This window comes from Verrucomicrobiia bacterium (assembly GCA_036268055.1).
Lineage (GTDB): Bacteria > Verrucomicrobiota > Verrucomicrobiia > Limisphaerales > Pedosphaeraceae > DATAUW01.
The window spans coordinates 34,406-48,073 of sequence record DATAUW010000018.1 but is presented as its reverse complement, the minus strand read 5'-3'; the positions used below and the strand labels follow the sequence as shown (position 1 = coordinate 48,073).

Below are 13,668 nucleotides of genomic sequence, written 5' to 3'. Positions count from 1 at the left end.
CCGATGAGAGAAGAGATCGGCTGTATTAATCGCTCGGGATTAAAATTAACCCGTTGGTGAATAGATATAATATATTTGATATAAAATACTTATGGACATTGACGCTCTTCCCGCCGGAGAAAAAACTCCGGTTCCCGTTTGCGCCCAGAACGGAATCACCCTACAATCACGTTCCGATTTATATATGATCGAAAAATCAATGATTAAGACGGTTGAACGGCATTTTTTGGAGCGCAAGGGCCGCAATCCTCACGCGACCGCTGAATTCTCGTGGTTGCTCTCGGGCATCACTTTGGCGTGCAAAATTATCGCGTCGCAAATCTCGCGCGCGGGATTGTTGGAGATTGTGGGGGAAACTGGCGAGGTCAACGTGCAGGGCGAGGAAGTCCAAAAGCTGGATGTCATCGCGAACCAGACGCTGGTCCGTTGCCTAGGTTATCGCGGCAATATCGGCCTGCTGGTTTCGGAGGAAGATGAAGAGCCGCATGTGATTTCTGACTCCGGCGACCAGGGAAAATATATTGTTCTCTTCGATCCGTTAGACGGTTCCAGCAACATCAATGCGAACGTCAACATCGGCACGATTTTCTCCATCATGGAGCGCCCGAAAAAAAGTTCGGACGACGTGAAGTCAGACGTGTTGCAGCCGGGCTACAAACAAGTGGCGGCGGGTTATGTGATTTATGGCAGCAGCACGGTGCTCGCTTACACGGCGGGTTTTGGCGTGCACATGTTCACGCTTGATCCGAGCATTGGGGCATTCGTGCTGGCGCAGGAAAATGTGCAGATGCCCGAGAGTGGAAAAATTTATAGCGTGAATAATGGCAATCGCCGCAAGTTTCCCGACGGCATCCAGAACTATTTGGATTGGGCGGAGTCGGATGAATCGGGCGGTTATAGTTTGCGTTACATCGGTTCGCTGGTTGCGGATTTTCACCGGACGCTGATTCGCGGCGGGGTTTTTCTTTATCCGCAGACCAAGAAGGCGCCTGAAGGAAAGTTGCGTTTGCTGTATGAAGCCAATCCGCTCGCGTTCATGGCCGAGCAGGCCGGCGGCCTTGCCACTGACGGTACACAACGCATCCTCGACAAGCAGCCGAAGGCAATGCACGAGCGCACACCGCTAATCATCGGGAGCAAACAGGAAGTGGAGAAAGTGCTGAAGTTTTTGTGATGAGCAAGCCGGTAAAACGGCTGGCCAATGACAAACTAATTCCCAACAGGGAAACCAAACTTTCTTTAATTTTCAACGCTGACGCGAACACGCGGACGACTGTTCACGGGCGCTGATTTCACTTCACGACGTTTCCGATTTTCACAGGCACGAACAATATACTTTGTAGGTTCCGCCATTTTTGAATGGTCGGTATCCGAATTTGAAACTTTGGACATGCTTCTATTTCAGCATAATCCAAGCCATGGAGATTTCTTCAAAATCAGGCCGGTTTTGCTGTTCTAATTGCGCCAGCGCGTAAATTTTGACGCGCTCATGCGTCAGGCTGGCGCACAAGTGCGTTGGGGGCACGCGTCGCCGAAGAACTTGAATTTTGCGACACCGCCGGTGATTCTAAAACCGCATGACAAAACAACGCTGCCACTGGCCGAGCAATGAGCTTTCCATCCGTTATCACGACGAGGAATGGGGTGTGCCCGTCCACGACGACCGCGTGTGGTTCGAGTTTCTCATCCTTGAAGGCGCGCAGGCGGGCTTGAGTTGGGATACCATTCTCAAAAAGCGCGAGCATTATCGCAAAGTGCTTGATGGTTTTGATCCCGCGAAGGTCGCCCGTTATGGCGAGCGCAAAACCAAAGAGTTGCTCGGCGATCCCGGCATCGTGCGCAATCGGCTCAAGATCGCCGCCACGATAAAAAACGCCCAGGCTTTTCTCGCGGTGAAAAAAGAGTTTGGAAGTTTCGACGCTTACATCTGGCAATTCACCGGCGGCCAGCCGATTGCGAATGCGCGAAAAAATTTTGGCGAAGTTCCCGCGCGCACGTCTGAGTCGGATGCGATGAGTAAAGACCTTTTGCGCCGGGGATTTAAATTCGTTGGCTCAACTATCTGCTACGCCATGATGCAGGCCGCCGGAATGGTGAACGATCACACGGTGGATTGTTTTCGCCATAAGGAAGTGGGCAAAAAGCAGAAGAAATAAGGTGCACAAAATTATCTTAAAGCCCAAGCATCCGTACGAGGCTTTTTGAAACCGCCTCCATCGTTTCCGGCTTCATTCGGCCGATGAAACGCCCGAGCTTTGCATTGTCCACCCCGCCTAAGCCGATCAAGTTGATCACTGACACATCAAACAGCCACGGAGGTTTGGTAAACGGCACCTCACATTCACCGCCACGCGGCTGGCTGGTCAAAGGAGCGATCACGGACATATTGCGCTGGCTGTCCGCTTTTGAAATGGAAAGAATTACGCATGGGCGCGCTTTAGCCGCCATCCCCAGGTCAACGAGGCAAACATCACCTCGGTTCAATGGCGTCATAATTGATGCGCGGAGCGGGCCCAAGTTTTTCCCATGTCTCGGCTAGCGCCTCGGATATATCCTCTTCGTGAGATACCGTTTGCCGAACTTGCGGAATGCCAAACTTGATTGCTTGCCGGATCACGTCTGCGTTGGATAATCCAGTCTCTTTCGCAGTGTGCTCTACTTCATCCAGCAGATCCTTAGACAATCCAAGCGGATAGGTGATCTGACTCATGCAAGAATACTACAGGATTTCAGGATGTAATTCAAGACTGGATACTTTTGAGATATATCAAAAAAAGTTTATTAGATAGAAAAGCTAGACCTCACCGCGGCTTTACGCTTTAAAGTCCTCGTGGACGACGAAACCTTTCTTCGCGCTTTCGAGGCTTGCGCCTTGACGCCGGAACAATGGCGTCATCGTTCGCATCTCAAAGTCGCTTACCTTTATTTGCGGCGGCATGGCCTGGTGGAAGCTTCAGAAAAAATGCCTCTGGCCATCAAGGCGCTGAATGCTGCGCATAATACTCCTGAAGGACTCGACCGCGGTTATCATCACACCATCACCATCGCGTGGCTACGCATCCTGCACACGGCGCTTCAGGAATACGGCCCCGCAGAAACCGCCGACGCTTTTCTCGATGGGCAACCGCAGTTGCTGGAGAAAAAAATCCTCCGGCTTTTTTATTCGCGTGATCGCATCAGGTCGTGGGAAGCGAAGGCACAATTCATCGAACCCGATCTCGCGCCCCTGCCGGTAAGCAAGTCGCGCCAGTTCATCACGTAACTATTTATTTTCACAAATCAAATGCACTTGAACCCATTTGCCAAAATTTTTCGCTCGTTCGTCTTAATCCTTGCGCTGGCCGTTGGCATCGCGAATATGCGCGCCGCAAATTCTTTTCCCGACGTGGCTGCGCTTCCATCGCATCCCGAAATTCCGAATCCGCTGGTCATGTTTGACGGCACGCCGGTGACGAACGCGACGCAATGGTTCGAGCAGCGTCGGCCCGAACTCAAAGCACTTTTTCAAAATTACATGTATGGAGTGATGCCGAGCGCGCCGGAGTACGAGCATTTCAAAATCGAACGCGTGGATAAACATTTCTTTGGCGGCAAAGCGACGGCGAAAGAAGTAACCATTCAACTTTTCAAAGATATCAATGCGCCTGCCATTCATTTGCTGGTCGTGACGCCCAATACGCATCCAAATAGTTCGTCATCATTGGAAAAAAAGTCGCGCGGCTTTCCCGTTTTCCTGGGCATGAATTTTTGCGGCAATCATACGCTCGCAAGCGACACGAATATTGCGCTGCCGGCCAGTTGGATGGCGGAGGGTTGTCCGGGTTGCATTGATTATCACGCCACCGACGCCGGACGCGGCGCGCAAGTGAATGTCTGGAATATCAAGCGATCCATCGATCGTGGTTATGCCGTGGCGACATTTTATTACGGCGACATCGAGCCCGATACCAACAACGCCACGACGGGTTTGCGCGCGTGGCTCGCCCAACACGCCGGCAGCGCGCCCAACCGCATGCCGCCGACCGCCGGCGGCGACATTGCGATTTGGGCCTGGAGTCTCTCGCGCGCGGCGGACTATCTCGTGACGGATCAGACGCTGGATGCCAAGCGTATCGCGGTGGTGGGGCATTCGCGGCTCGGCAAGGCGACGATTCTCGCCGCCGCTTTTGACGAGCGTTTTGCGGTGGCCATGCCGCTGCAAGCCGGTTGCGGTGGAACTGCGCCCAGCCGTGGAAAAATCGGCGAGTCAGTGAAGGTCATCAACCAGAGTTTTCCCCATTGGTTCAACGATGCCTTCAAGAAATTCGGCGGCGATCCCAGTCACCTGCCCTTTGACCAGGATTGTCTCATCGCACTTGTGGCGCCGCGTCCAGTTGTGATTGGCCAGACGACTGAGGACACCTGGAGCAATCCCACCGGCACGTTTGAAATGCTGCAGGCCGCTGAACCCGTTTATCGTTTGCTCGGTGTTAATGGACTGGATGCGCAACAAGCCATGCCCGAGACCAACCAACTCGTGGGCGATCATCTCGCTTATTTCATTCGGCCCGGCAAACATTCCATGACCACTCTGGATTGGAAATTTTTCCTCGATTACGCCGACCGAATGTTGCCTTGAGCCAAAAAATTGGCTTTATTCAGGAATCTGCTCGCGGTATTTTCTGCAAACGGAATTTTTCTTCTACCCGCGTCCGGGCGCATTGATAGGCCGGGCTGGGAAATATGAAGCTGCTGATTTTTGCACATACGCCGCCGCCGCACCATGGTCAAAGTTACATGGTGCAACTGATGTTGGAAGGTTTTGGCGGTGACCAGCGGCTCCGCCGGAATCGAAAATCCACTTCGCCTTTCGGCGTGGCCTGTTATCACGTCAACGCCCGTGTCTCCAAGGAACTCGAAGACATCGGGAACTTGCAAGTCGGCAAAATCTTTCTGCTATTTGGCTATTGCCTGCAGGCGATCTGGTGCCGGTATCGCTACGGCGTGACCACGCTCTATTATATTCCCGCGCCGGGAAAACATTCCGCACTCTACCGCGATTGGTTCGTGATGCTGTTATGCCGGCCGTTCTTCAAAAAAATTATCCTGCACTGGCACGCCGCCGGGCTGAGCAAATGGCTCGAAACCCATGTCCACACGCGCACCCGCATCCTGACGTATCATTGGATGAAAGACGTGAACCTCAGCATCGTGCTCTCGCGTTACAACCGCGCCGATGCCGAGAAACTTTTGCCCAAACAAATCCGCGTGGTGAATAATGGCGTTCCCGATCCGTGCGCAGATTTCGATCAAACGATTCTTCCCCGCCGGCGCGCGCGTTTGTCTGCCCGCAAAAAATTAAACGCGGGAGAATCTCTCACGCCTGAAGAAATTGTTGCCGCTGGCGGCGATCCGAATATCTTCAAGGTGCTTTACCTCGCCCATTGCACTGCCGAAAAAGGGCTTTTTGACTGTGCGAAAGGCGTCATCCAGGCGAACCAAACCTTAACTGCGCAAAAATCGCGGCTCTCGATTCAACTGATGATCGCGGGAAATTTTGTGAATGACGCGGAGAAAAAAGAATTCGACCGCTTGCTCGCCACTCCCGAAGGACAGAACATAAAGTATCTCGGTTTCGTGGGCGGCGAGGAAAAAAAAGTGGCGCTGCGCAATAGCGATTATTTTTGCTTTCCCACTTATTACCGAAATGAAAATCAGCCGGTGAATCTGATCGAGGCGATGGCTTTTGGACTACCGATCCTCACGACGCGCTGGCGTTCCATCCCGGAATTATTTTCCACGGATTATTCCGGGCTCGTGGATGTCCGCTCGCCGGAACAAATCGCCAGGGCTCTCCTGGCGGGCATAACGAGCCAGACGGCTGAGGCCTTCCGGGAAATTTTCCGGCGTCAATTCAACTTCGAACAACATCTCGCCAACCTCGCCGCGGCGTTTCACAGCGTCGAAGCGGTTTCCGTTGGCGCGGGCGCTGCTGAAGCCAAGCCCGCAACCCATCCCGCGCTGCATCCGTGAATTTTTCCATCGTCACCCCCAGCTTCCGCAATTCGGCGTGGCTCAAACTGTGCATCGCCTCGGTTGCCGATCAGCAAGGCGTGACGGTCGAACACATCGTCCAGGATTCCTGTTCGGATGATGGCACGCAGGAATGGCTGCCGCACGATAAACGCGTCAAGGCTTTCATCGAAAAAGACCAGGGCATGTATGACGCCGTCAATCGTGGTTTGAAACGCGCCCAGGGCGAGATCGTCGCTTACTTGAATTGCGATGAACAATATCTTCCCGGCGGACTTAAGGCCGTCCACAATTTCTTCGCGCGGCATCCCGAGGTCGAGGCGGTTTTCGCGGACACGATCGTGGTGGATCCGCAGGGCAACTATCTTTGCCATCGCAAATCGCTGTTGCCGCGGCCAAATCACATCTGGGTTCGGTTCTCGAATTTAACCTGCGCGATTTTTATTCGCCGTAAGACACTCGAAGAACGCAATCTTTACTTCGATACTCGCTGGCGGAATATCGGCGATGTTTTTTGGGTGATGGAGATGATCAAACGCGGCACGCGCATGAAAGTTTTTGATCATTTCACCTCTGTCTTTTATGAGACCGGCGCCAACCTGAACTTGAATGCCGAGGGCATCCGCGAAAGCCAGACGAAAGCCGGCAGCACTCCGCGCTGGATCAAGAAAACCTGGCCGATTTTTCTCGCGTTACATCGCCTGCGCATGCTCAAACGCGGAGCCTTTTCACAGAAGCCATTTGATTTTTCACTCTACACGCCCGCTTCTCCGGGCCAGCGCGTGACACAACACGTCGCCAAGCCGACGCCGTTGTGGCCGAATCGGCGTTGAAAAACGCACCCAGGCTTTTTATTTCGCTGGCTGAGTCGGGATTATTTTTTCGCCAAGCTGCTTGTTTTTTGGAAACGATGCCATTGAATAAAGCACCACCCGCGATCCCGAAAATATCGGCTCGAATACCAGATCACAATATTGGCGAAATAGGCTGGAGGGACTGGTCAAACCCGTGACGCTCGCGTCTTGATTCGGATGCCCGACATTCAGCACCCGTTTAATCATGGCGAGTGGACTGTCGTGGGAATGGGGATCGTGCCAGCTTTCCATGTCCAGAATCATCACATGAGTGAATCCGGCGGCAAACGCCTTTTCGCAAAAGGAAGGAAAAAATGACGGACTGTAACCGCCGACCGCCACGACATTGCGATTCAGCCAGATCGCTGGTGACGCTCCGTAATAGCGGTACAAAACGATCACTCGCGCGTCGGGCGGCAGTATACTTCCCGCGCGGACAATGTCAGGATAGTTGGGTGCGCGCGAGCCCTTGAGGTCCACTGTGAAAAAAATCGCCATGAGGACATGGACAATCATCGCCGCAGCCAGGCCGGTTCGCCACAGGCGGCTCTCGCACCATTTCGCCAGTAAAAACTCAAAGCCGAACGACGCGGCCATGATCAACCAGATCAATATGATCAATGTGTATTGCACCTCCGCCACCTTGCGCACGACAAGCACGATGAAGGCGAAGTTCGATAAAATAATTGCGACCTTGAGCCAGGGAGCGAGGCGTTTGATTCCGCCTTTCCACGCGAAAATGATTCCAAGAAATCCCAGCACACCCGTGCCCATCGGAAACAGACAGCCGAACAAAAATTTATAGAACGACAACCGCAACAGCCGGTTTTCGCCCGACCGGCCCATGACATCCAGAATCGTCATGTCGGTGGGGGGCGTAAAATAATTGATTAGGAACTCCCACGCCACGATTCCTACGAGCGGCAGCCAGCCCCATAAGATTGAGACGCGCAGGATGTCTCGCACCGAGCGGCAATTCCGCGCGAGCAACAGCGCCACCAGCACGGGCAAACCAAAAACGATGCTGTTTGGCTTGGCCAGCATGGAAAAAAGGAATCCGAGACTCGCCGCCGGAAGTTTGCCGCGCAAGGCGAACCAAAATGCCAGTAACAATCCCGCGGTACTGATGATGTCCGGCATCGGCACCTGTCCAAATTGCAGAACCAATGGTGCCATAGCCCAGCAACCTGCCGCCGCCGCCGCCGCTGCCGGTGAAACCCACAAGTAGAGTATCCAGTAAAGCAACTGAATGGACATGAGCGCGAAGGCCGTTGAGACGAGGCGCATCAGAGCACGCTCGTGGCTGGTTATGTAGGTGAACGGCCACGCAATGATCCCGTGGAAAGGGACTTCCATCAACATGGCCGTGTACGGTTGTTTGAGCGCGTTTGGCCAGCTATAGGAAACCTTCGGGGTAAGCACGGACCGCCAGCCGTCGCGATAGACATGGCGGGCCATGTCGAAGGTTTCATTTTGCCGTTCGTTATGGGCGCCCAAAAACGGTTCGTCCAACTGGAAAAGCATTACGACAACAAATAAAGCCTGAAAAAACCACACCAGCCGCTGGCCGTGGCGTTTTGCACGCCGGTCATTTTCGTCCCTTTTTGCCAATCCTGCCGCCTGATCCATTCAAAAAGACTAACCAACCGCTTGGCCAACTCCAGAAAAAACCCGTCCGCCCAGCCGAATCCGACCCAGTTATTTCCATCCGGGCATTGCCGCATCGCCGAGTATTGCGTCCGGGAACGATCCGTGCCTGAGACCGTGCATCACCGCAGTCGCGATTTTCATTTCCATTGACAGGCAGGTGCCGATTGTTAGGTTGTCGCCCGCTTGACCGGAAAGCACATGAGCACCAGCCGACCCGACTCGAATCGCATTCCCTCGCTGGACGGAATGCGCGCGGTCTCGATAATGGTGGTTTTGTTTGCGCACGCTTTTCAGACCAAAAATTTTCCCACGCTCTCCGTTCATCGCCTGTCCCTGCTGGCGGACGGCAAGCTGGGCGTGCGCGTTTTTTTTGTCATCAGCGGTTTTCTTATCACCACCCTTCTGCTGAAAGAAAAAGCGAAGACCGGCAGGATCAGTTTAACGGCATTTTATAAACGCCGGGTGTTGCGGATTTTGCCGGTGTATTATTTTTACATCCTGGTCATCGCCATCGTCTGCGGTCTGATGCTGCATGAGATTCCTGCGTCCACTTATATTTCCGCAAGCACCTTCACCACGAATTGGTGGGGAGTGTGGAGCAAGCCATTCACCTGGCCCCTGGAACATACGTGGTCCCTGGCCATGGAAGAACAATTTTACCTGACTTGGCCCGTGCTGCTGGCCTGCGCCGGCCCGCGGTTTGCCGGCCGGATATGGATTCCCATTCTAATGCTGATGCCGCCATGCCTGCGTTTTTTTATGTGGCACGATCCTTTGATGGATCATTTGTTCTATTTCCAGGGCGATTCGATTGCCAGCGGTTGTCTGCTCGCCTTCCTGCTGGACCGCCGCCGCCCGCAGATGTCGAAAATATTTGGATTTTTTCCGGCATTATTCCGCGCGACTGCCCTGGTGCTGATCTTTTTGAATATCCTGCTGGCTTCGGCTTGCCGCCGCTTAGACATCCCGTTTCCGCTTCACTTATTCGTGATGCTTCATCCGACCGTGCAGTGCATTTCCATTTGTTATCTGATGGGTTCGTGGGTGCTGAATCAAAATGGGGTTTCCTATTGGCTGCTCAATCTCGCGTTCGTGCAATGGATCGGCCGCCTCTCCTACAGTCTCTACATCTGGCAGCAAATTGCCTTGATTCCACACACGGCCAACACTTTTCCGGATCAGTGGTCACTGGCGCAGTGGGCAACCACCTTTCCCCAAAATCTTGGCTTCGTGTTCCTGCTGGCCATGCTCTCTTACTATTGCCTGGAACAACCGATGTTGAGACTCAAGGCGCATTTCGCAAAAATCCCAGCGGTCCACTAACGGATTGCGCCGGCTCCGCCTGAAATTAAGGTTGCTTCATCCCTTATTGCTTCTCATAGTGGAAAGCATTTGCAATCAGATGCTGGTATGAACGTCGGAAAATCTAAAGATACAAATAAAGGATGGGAGGTTAAGCCAAGCACGGGAGCGCATTTTGACGTTTTAGATGGCATTCGGGGGATTGCGATTTTAATGGTGGTTTTTTTCCACGGCTTTTATGTAAACCCCAAATCCACGAGCATTTTCCAAGTGCTCGGCGGCAGAGTGATCCAAAACCTGAACGAAGGAGTGCCGATCTTCTTTGTACTTTCGGGTTTTTTGATTTCGTATCCCTTCTTTCGAAAAAAGCATGCGGATGCTCGTGCCTGGTATGTTCCGGGCTACTGGCGCAGGCGCATTGGCAAAATCCTGCCTCCTTTTTATCTATCCCTCTCGATATTCACCGCCATACTTTACTTCCATTACCGGAATCCGGAGTATCTAAAAGCCGCCGGATTATGGGTCACCGGCCTGGCCAATTTCATCCAAACTTCCGTCCCGATAAATGATTGTTACTGGAGCCTGATAGTGGAAGCGCAATTCTATGTCTTTTTGCCCATTTTATTTTTCCTCAACCGGGGGCTTAATCTGTCGAAGACTTGCTTAACCATCTCCATTATTTTGTTAGCGGTTCCCCTCATTGTCCGGCAGGTTACGTGGCCAGTTTCCGGCGGGCGTGAAGAATTGCTTCTGCTTACGGAACGCTTTCCCTGCCAGCTCGACTTCTTCGCCTGGGGAGTATTTTTTGCCGGGATCTTCACGATGCTGGGCAACGCTGATTCCTCGCGGCGACCGCTGGCCTGCGTCGGCTATACTGGAATTGTGTTTTTAATTTTCACATTTTGCATGCTGGTAGTTTGGACAGGGCTGTTTAACAGCGTGGAAACACCGACACGGTGGAGCACGGAATCAACCCATTTTCTCATGGGAACCTCTTCGTTTCTTCTGTTATTTTTCGTCTTCGATCCGCAATGCCTGGCGGCGCGCATCTTGTCCGCCTCGTACCTCCGCTTTATTGGCATTGTCAGCTACGAATGGTTTCTGTTCCACCAACCCGTGTTGTTCTGGTTCCGCGGAGAATTTGGGTCCGCAAACGGATCCATTTTTAAATATCTCGAAGTGACGGTTCTGCCGATGGCGCTTACGTTTGGCCTGTCGGTTTTGGTTTATCGTTTTTTTTCATTTCCCTTATTGAATTACATTCGTGGAAATAAAAAAAATCGCCCGGCGCCGGTGGCCCGAACCCTCACCGGAGCCCTCTGAAGTCTTCCGATTAACCGCCTCAAAAATTGTGACTCGCACCAAGATAATGATTGTTGATCCCCATGATTTTGCTTAACTTTGTTTGACGCATGACGAATGCCTTTTCACTTTTTAAATCGCTGATCATTTACGGAATTTGCCTGCCCCTGGCGATTTTTGTCGGTTATCTGCTGGCGACTCCTGAGGATTTGACCACTTACGGCGCTTTAGGCCTGCTGTTGGTGTTGATGTCCGTTCCGCTTTTTCTGCGTTTTCATTATCCCTGGCTGATCTTCTGTTGGAATTCGAGCGCGGGCCTTTATTTCCTCCCCGGCCGGCCGTCGTTCTGCCTGATGATGATTTTTATCAGCTTCGGGTTTTCGTTTCTGGCGTACGTGATGAACCGGGATTTGAAATTTATATCCGTGCCCTGGGTGGCGCGCCCGCTGCTGCTGTTCGCCGGAGTTGTCATAGGGACCGCCTATTTTACCGGCGGCATCGGACTCAACGCGCTGGGTTCGGAAGTTAGCGGCGGCAAACGCTATATCTTTTTGCTGTCAGGGGTGGTGGGGTATTTTGCGCTTACCGCAGTTCGGATTCCCGTGCGAAAGGCTGCCCTTTACGTAAATCTATTTTTCATCGGCTTTGTGATCACGGCCATCGGCAATATTCTTTATCTGCTCAGCCCGGCCCTTTATTTCCTGGCTTACCTTTTCCCCCAGGATGCCGCTACGAACACCGGTCTGATTGAAACGGGCTCCGGCATCACCCGTTTGGGGAGCCTGGCTACCGCGTGCGTGGGTATCGTTTATCTTTTACTGGCGCGCTATGGCATCATCGGCATTCTCGACGTGCGCAAGGCTTGGCGTATTTTGCTGGTCATTGCCCTGGCGGTCACGAGCCTGTTCGGTGGCTATCGCTCCAAAGTGATCGAGCTTGCCGCGGCATTCGCCGTCTTGTTTTATTTTGAAGGCTTGTTCCGCAGCCGCCTGCTGCCGGCGGTCCTTTTGGCCGGCGTGCTGGGGCTTGCCCTGGTTCTTCCGTTTGCTTCCAAACTGCCGCTCACGGTCCAACGCTCGCTGACATTTTTGCCGCTAAAATTGGATGTCGAAGCGGAACTCAATGCCCAAGCTTCCACCGATTGGCGGCTCGCCATCTGGTCTGAAGTGTTGCCCACCGTGCCACAATACCTGCTGATGGGCAAAGGCCTGGCCATGGACATGCGCGATCTCGAAATGATGCGCAGCGCCAGCTTCAACCGCGGTCCCGACAGCACTTCCGGAGCCGGCGCGACCCTCGCCGGTGATTATCACAACGGTCCTTTATCCATCATCATTCCCTTCGGCCTGGGTGGCACGATTACTTTCCTCTGGTTTCTCGGCGCGGGTTTTCGTGCGCTTCAACTCAATAATCGCTACGGCAATCCTGACTTTGCGCGTTACAATCGTTTCCTGCTGGCGTATTTCATCGTCAAGGTCCTCATGTTTATGTTTGTCTTCGGCTCGCTTTATTCGGACGTGGTTTTCTTTACCGGCCCGGTGGGATTGAGCATTGCACTGAACGGCGGGGTTCTGGGGCCAGCTCTGCAACCCGCCGCGCGACCAGCCATGAGCCGTTTCAAACTCGCCAACGCTGCCCGCTGATGCACATGACTCCGCCCGTTTCGCATCACTGCGGCTGGCGGCAATTTGGCCGCTTCGCTGTCGCGTAACTTAACGTGCGCTTTTCCGTCATCACGCCCAGTTTCCGCAACTCCAACTGGCTCAAGCTTTGTATTGCGTCGGTCGCCGATCAGGGCGTCGAACTCGAACACATCGTTCAGGACGCCGTCTCCGATGATGGCACACTCGACTGGCTCCCGCGCGACCCTCGCGTAAAAGCTTTCGTCGAACACGATGATGGCATGTATGACGCCATCAACCGCGGCCTTCGCCGGGCCGAGGGCGATATTCTCTCCTACCTTAACTGCGATGAACAATATCTCCCGAGTGCGTTGCCCGCGGTGCGGGAATTTTTCGAGGCGAATCCCGAGGTGGAAGTCGTCTTCGGCGATTTCATTGTCGTGGATGCCGCCGGAAATTATTTGTTCCATCGAAAAGTCCAGACGCCGCGGCTTTACCATACCTGGATTTCACATCTTGCCGCGTTCACCTGCGGAACTTTTTTTCGGCGGCGCGTGATCTCCGAACGCCAGATTTTTTTCGATCCCAAATTCCGCGTGGCGGGTGATGCGGATTGGGTCGTCCGCTTATTACAACAACGCACGCCGATGGGCGTCTTGCGCCGATTCACCTCCGCCTTCACTTTCACCGGCTCAAATCTCGGCGCGGGCGAAGCCGGCCAGCGCGAGGCAAAAATGCTCGCCGCCACCGCCCCGGCCTGGGCGCGAAAAATGAAACCCTTGTTCGTCGCCGGCCATCGCGCGCGGCGTCTCGCCGGCGGCATCTATTCCCAGAAACCTTTTTCCTACTCGCTTTACACCGCCGCAAATCCGGGCGTTCGCACGATTCACAAAGTGGCGCATCCCAAGTCCCGCTGGAAAATTTAA

13 protein-coding genes are annotated in these 13,668 nt (G+C 53.5%); 10 read left to right on the top strand and 3 right to left on the bottom strand.

Features of this window, described 5'->3' with window-relative positions; genetic code table 11:
* Positions 1-184 precede the first annotated feature (184 nt).
* Complete coding sequence (gene fbp / locus VH413_12775; protein HEX3799566.1) at positions 185-1,174, top strand: class 1 fructose-bisphosphatase; 990 nt, start codon at positions 185-187, stop codon at positions 1,172-1,174.
* Between the two features lie 403 nt (positions 1,175-1,577).
* Complete coding sequence (locus VH413_12770; GenBank protein HEX3799565.1) at positions 1,578-2,156, top strand: DNA-3-methyladenine glycosylase I; 579 nt, start codon at positions 1,578-1,580, stop codon at positions 2,154-2,156.
* A gap of 16 nt (positions 2,157-2,172) precedes the next feature.
* On the opposite strand, the gene VH413_12765 is transcribed toward VH413_12770, so the two are convergent.
* The gene (locus VH413_12765; GenBank protein HEX3799564.1) at positions 2,173-2,493 is read right to left on the bottom strand and encodes a type II toxin-antitoxin system PemK/MazF family toxin; all 321 of its coding nucleotides are present in this window, start codon (positions 2,491-2,493) and stop codon (positions 2,173-2,175) included.
* On the bottom strand, positions 2,471-2,710 hold the full coding sequence (locus tag VH413_12760; GenBank protein ID HEX3799563.1) for a ribbon-helix-helix protein, CopG family: 240 nt from the start codon (positions 2,708-2,710) through the stop codon (positions 2,471-2,473). Before VH413_12760 ends, VH413_12765 begins: the two co-directional genes overlap by 23 nt.
* Positions 2,711-2,830: 120 nt before the next feature.
* On the opposite strand from VH413_12760, the gene VH413_12755 reads away from it, so the two are divergent.
* From VH413_12755 to VH413_12740, 4 genes are all read left to right on the top strand, one after another.
* Positions 2,831-3,262, top strand: coding sequence for a hypothetical protein (locus tag VH413_12755; protein ID HEX3799562.1), 432 nt, complete (start codon positions 2,831-2,833; stop codon positions 3,260-3,262).
* A gap of 27 nt (positions 3,263-3,289) precedes the next feature.
* Positions 3,290-4,618 carry an acetylxylan esterase gene (locus tag VH413_12750; protein HEX3799561.1) on the top strand — a complete coding sequence of 443 codons (1,329 nt, stop codon included), beginning with the start codon at positions 3,290-3,292 and terminating at the stop codon, positions 4,616-4,618.
* Positions 4,619-4,722: 104 nt separating this feature from the next.
* Positions 4,723-6,012 (top strand): glycosyltransferase, encoded by a 1,290-nt coding sequence (locus VH413_12745; GenBank protein ID HEX3799560.1) that lies wholly within the window; start codon positions 4,723-4,725, stop codon positions 6,010-6,012.
* Positions 6,009-6,845 (top strand): glycosyltransferase family 2 protein, encoded by an 837-nt coding sequence (locus VH413_12740; protein HEX3799559.1) that lies wholly within the window; start codon positions 6,009-6,011, stop codon positions 6,843-6,845. Before VH413_12745 ends, VH413_12740 begins: the two co-directional genes overlap by 4 nt.
* A gap of 18 nt (positions 6,846-6,863) precedes the next feature.
* Here the strand turns inward: VH413_12740 and VH413_12735 are convergent, their stop codons facing one another.
* Complete coding sequence (locus VH413_12735; protein HEX3799558.1) at positions 6,864-8,390, bottom strand: hypothetical protein; 1,527 nt, start codon at positions 8,388-8,390, stop codon at positions 6,864-6,866.
* Positions 8,391-8,714: 324 nt separating this feature from the next.
* Here VH413_12735 and VH413_12730 point away from each other — a divergent pair, with 324 nt between their 5' ends.
* From VH413_12730 to VH413_12715, 4 genes are all read left to right on the top strand, one after another.
* Entirely contained in the window at positions 8,715-9,839 is a 1,125-nt protein-coding gene (locus VH413_12730) for an acyltransferase (GenBank protein ID HEX3799557.1), read from the top strand.
* Between the two features lie 87 nt (positions 9,840-9,926).
* Positions 9,927-11,141, top strand: a complete 1,215-nt coding sequence (locus VH413_12725) for an acyltransferase (protein ID HEX3799556.1) — start codon at positions 9,927-9,929, stop codon at positions 11,139-11,141.
* 89 nt (positions 11,142-11,230) lie between these two features.
* The gene (locus VH413_12720) at positions 11,231-12,763 is read left to right on the top strand and encodes a hypothetical protein (GenBank protein ID HEX3799555.1); all 1,533 of its coding nucleotides are present in this window, start codon (positions 11,231-11,233) and stop codon (positions 12,761-12,763) included.
* 74 nt (positions 12,764-12,837) lie between these two features.
* Positions 12,838-13,668 carry a glycosyltransferase family 2 protein gene (locus tag VH413_12715; GenBank protein HEX3799554.1) on the top strand — a complete coding sequence of 277 codons (831 nt, stop codon included), beginning with the start codon at positions 12,838-12,840 and terminating at the stop codon, positions 13,666-13,668.

Coding starts and splice junctions, on each gene's coding strand:
- fbp (HEX3799566.1), top strand. CDS start 185: ATGATCGAAAAATCAATGATTAAGACGGTTGAACGGCATTTTTTGGAG.
- VH413_12770 (HEX3799565.1), top strand. CDS start 1,578: ATGACAAAACAACGCTGCCACTGGCCGAGCAATGAGCTTTCCATCCGT.
- VH413_12765 (HEX3799564.1), bottom strand. CDS start 2,493: ATGACGCCATTGAACCGAGGTGATGTTTGCCTCGTTGACCTGGGGATG.
- VH413_12760 (HEX3799563.1), bottom strand. CDS start 2,710: ATGAGTCAGATCACCTATCCGCTTGGATTGTCTAAGGATCTGCTGGAT.
- VH413_12745 (HEX3799560.1), top strand. CDS start 4,723: ATGAAGCTGCTGATTTTTGCACATACGCCGCCGCCGCACCATGGTCAA.
- VH413_12735 (HEX3799558.1), bottom strand. CDS start 8,390: ATGCTTTTCCAGTTGGACGAACCGTTTTTGGGCGCCCATAACGAACGG.
- VH413_12730 (HEX3799557.1), top strand. CDS start 8,715: ATGAGCACCAGCCGACCCGACTCGAATCGCATTCCCTCGCTGGACGGA.
- VH413_12725 (HEX3799556.1), top strand. CDS start 9,927: ATGAACGTCGGAAAATCTAAAGATACAAATAAAGGATGGGAGGTTAAG.
- VH413_12720 (HEX3799555.1), top strand. CDS start 11,231: ATGACGAATGCCTTTTCACTTTTTAAATCGCTGATCATTTACGGAATT.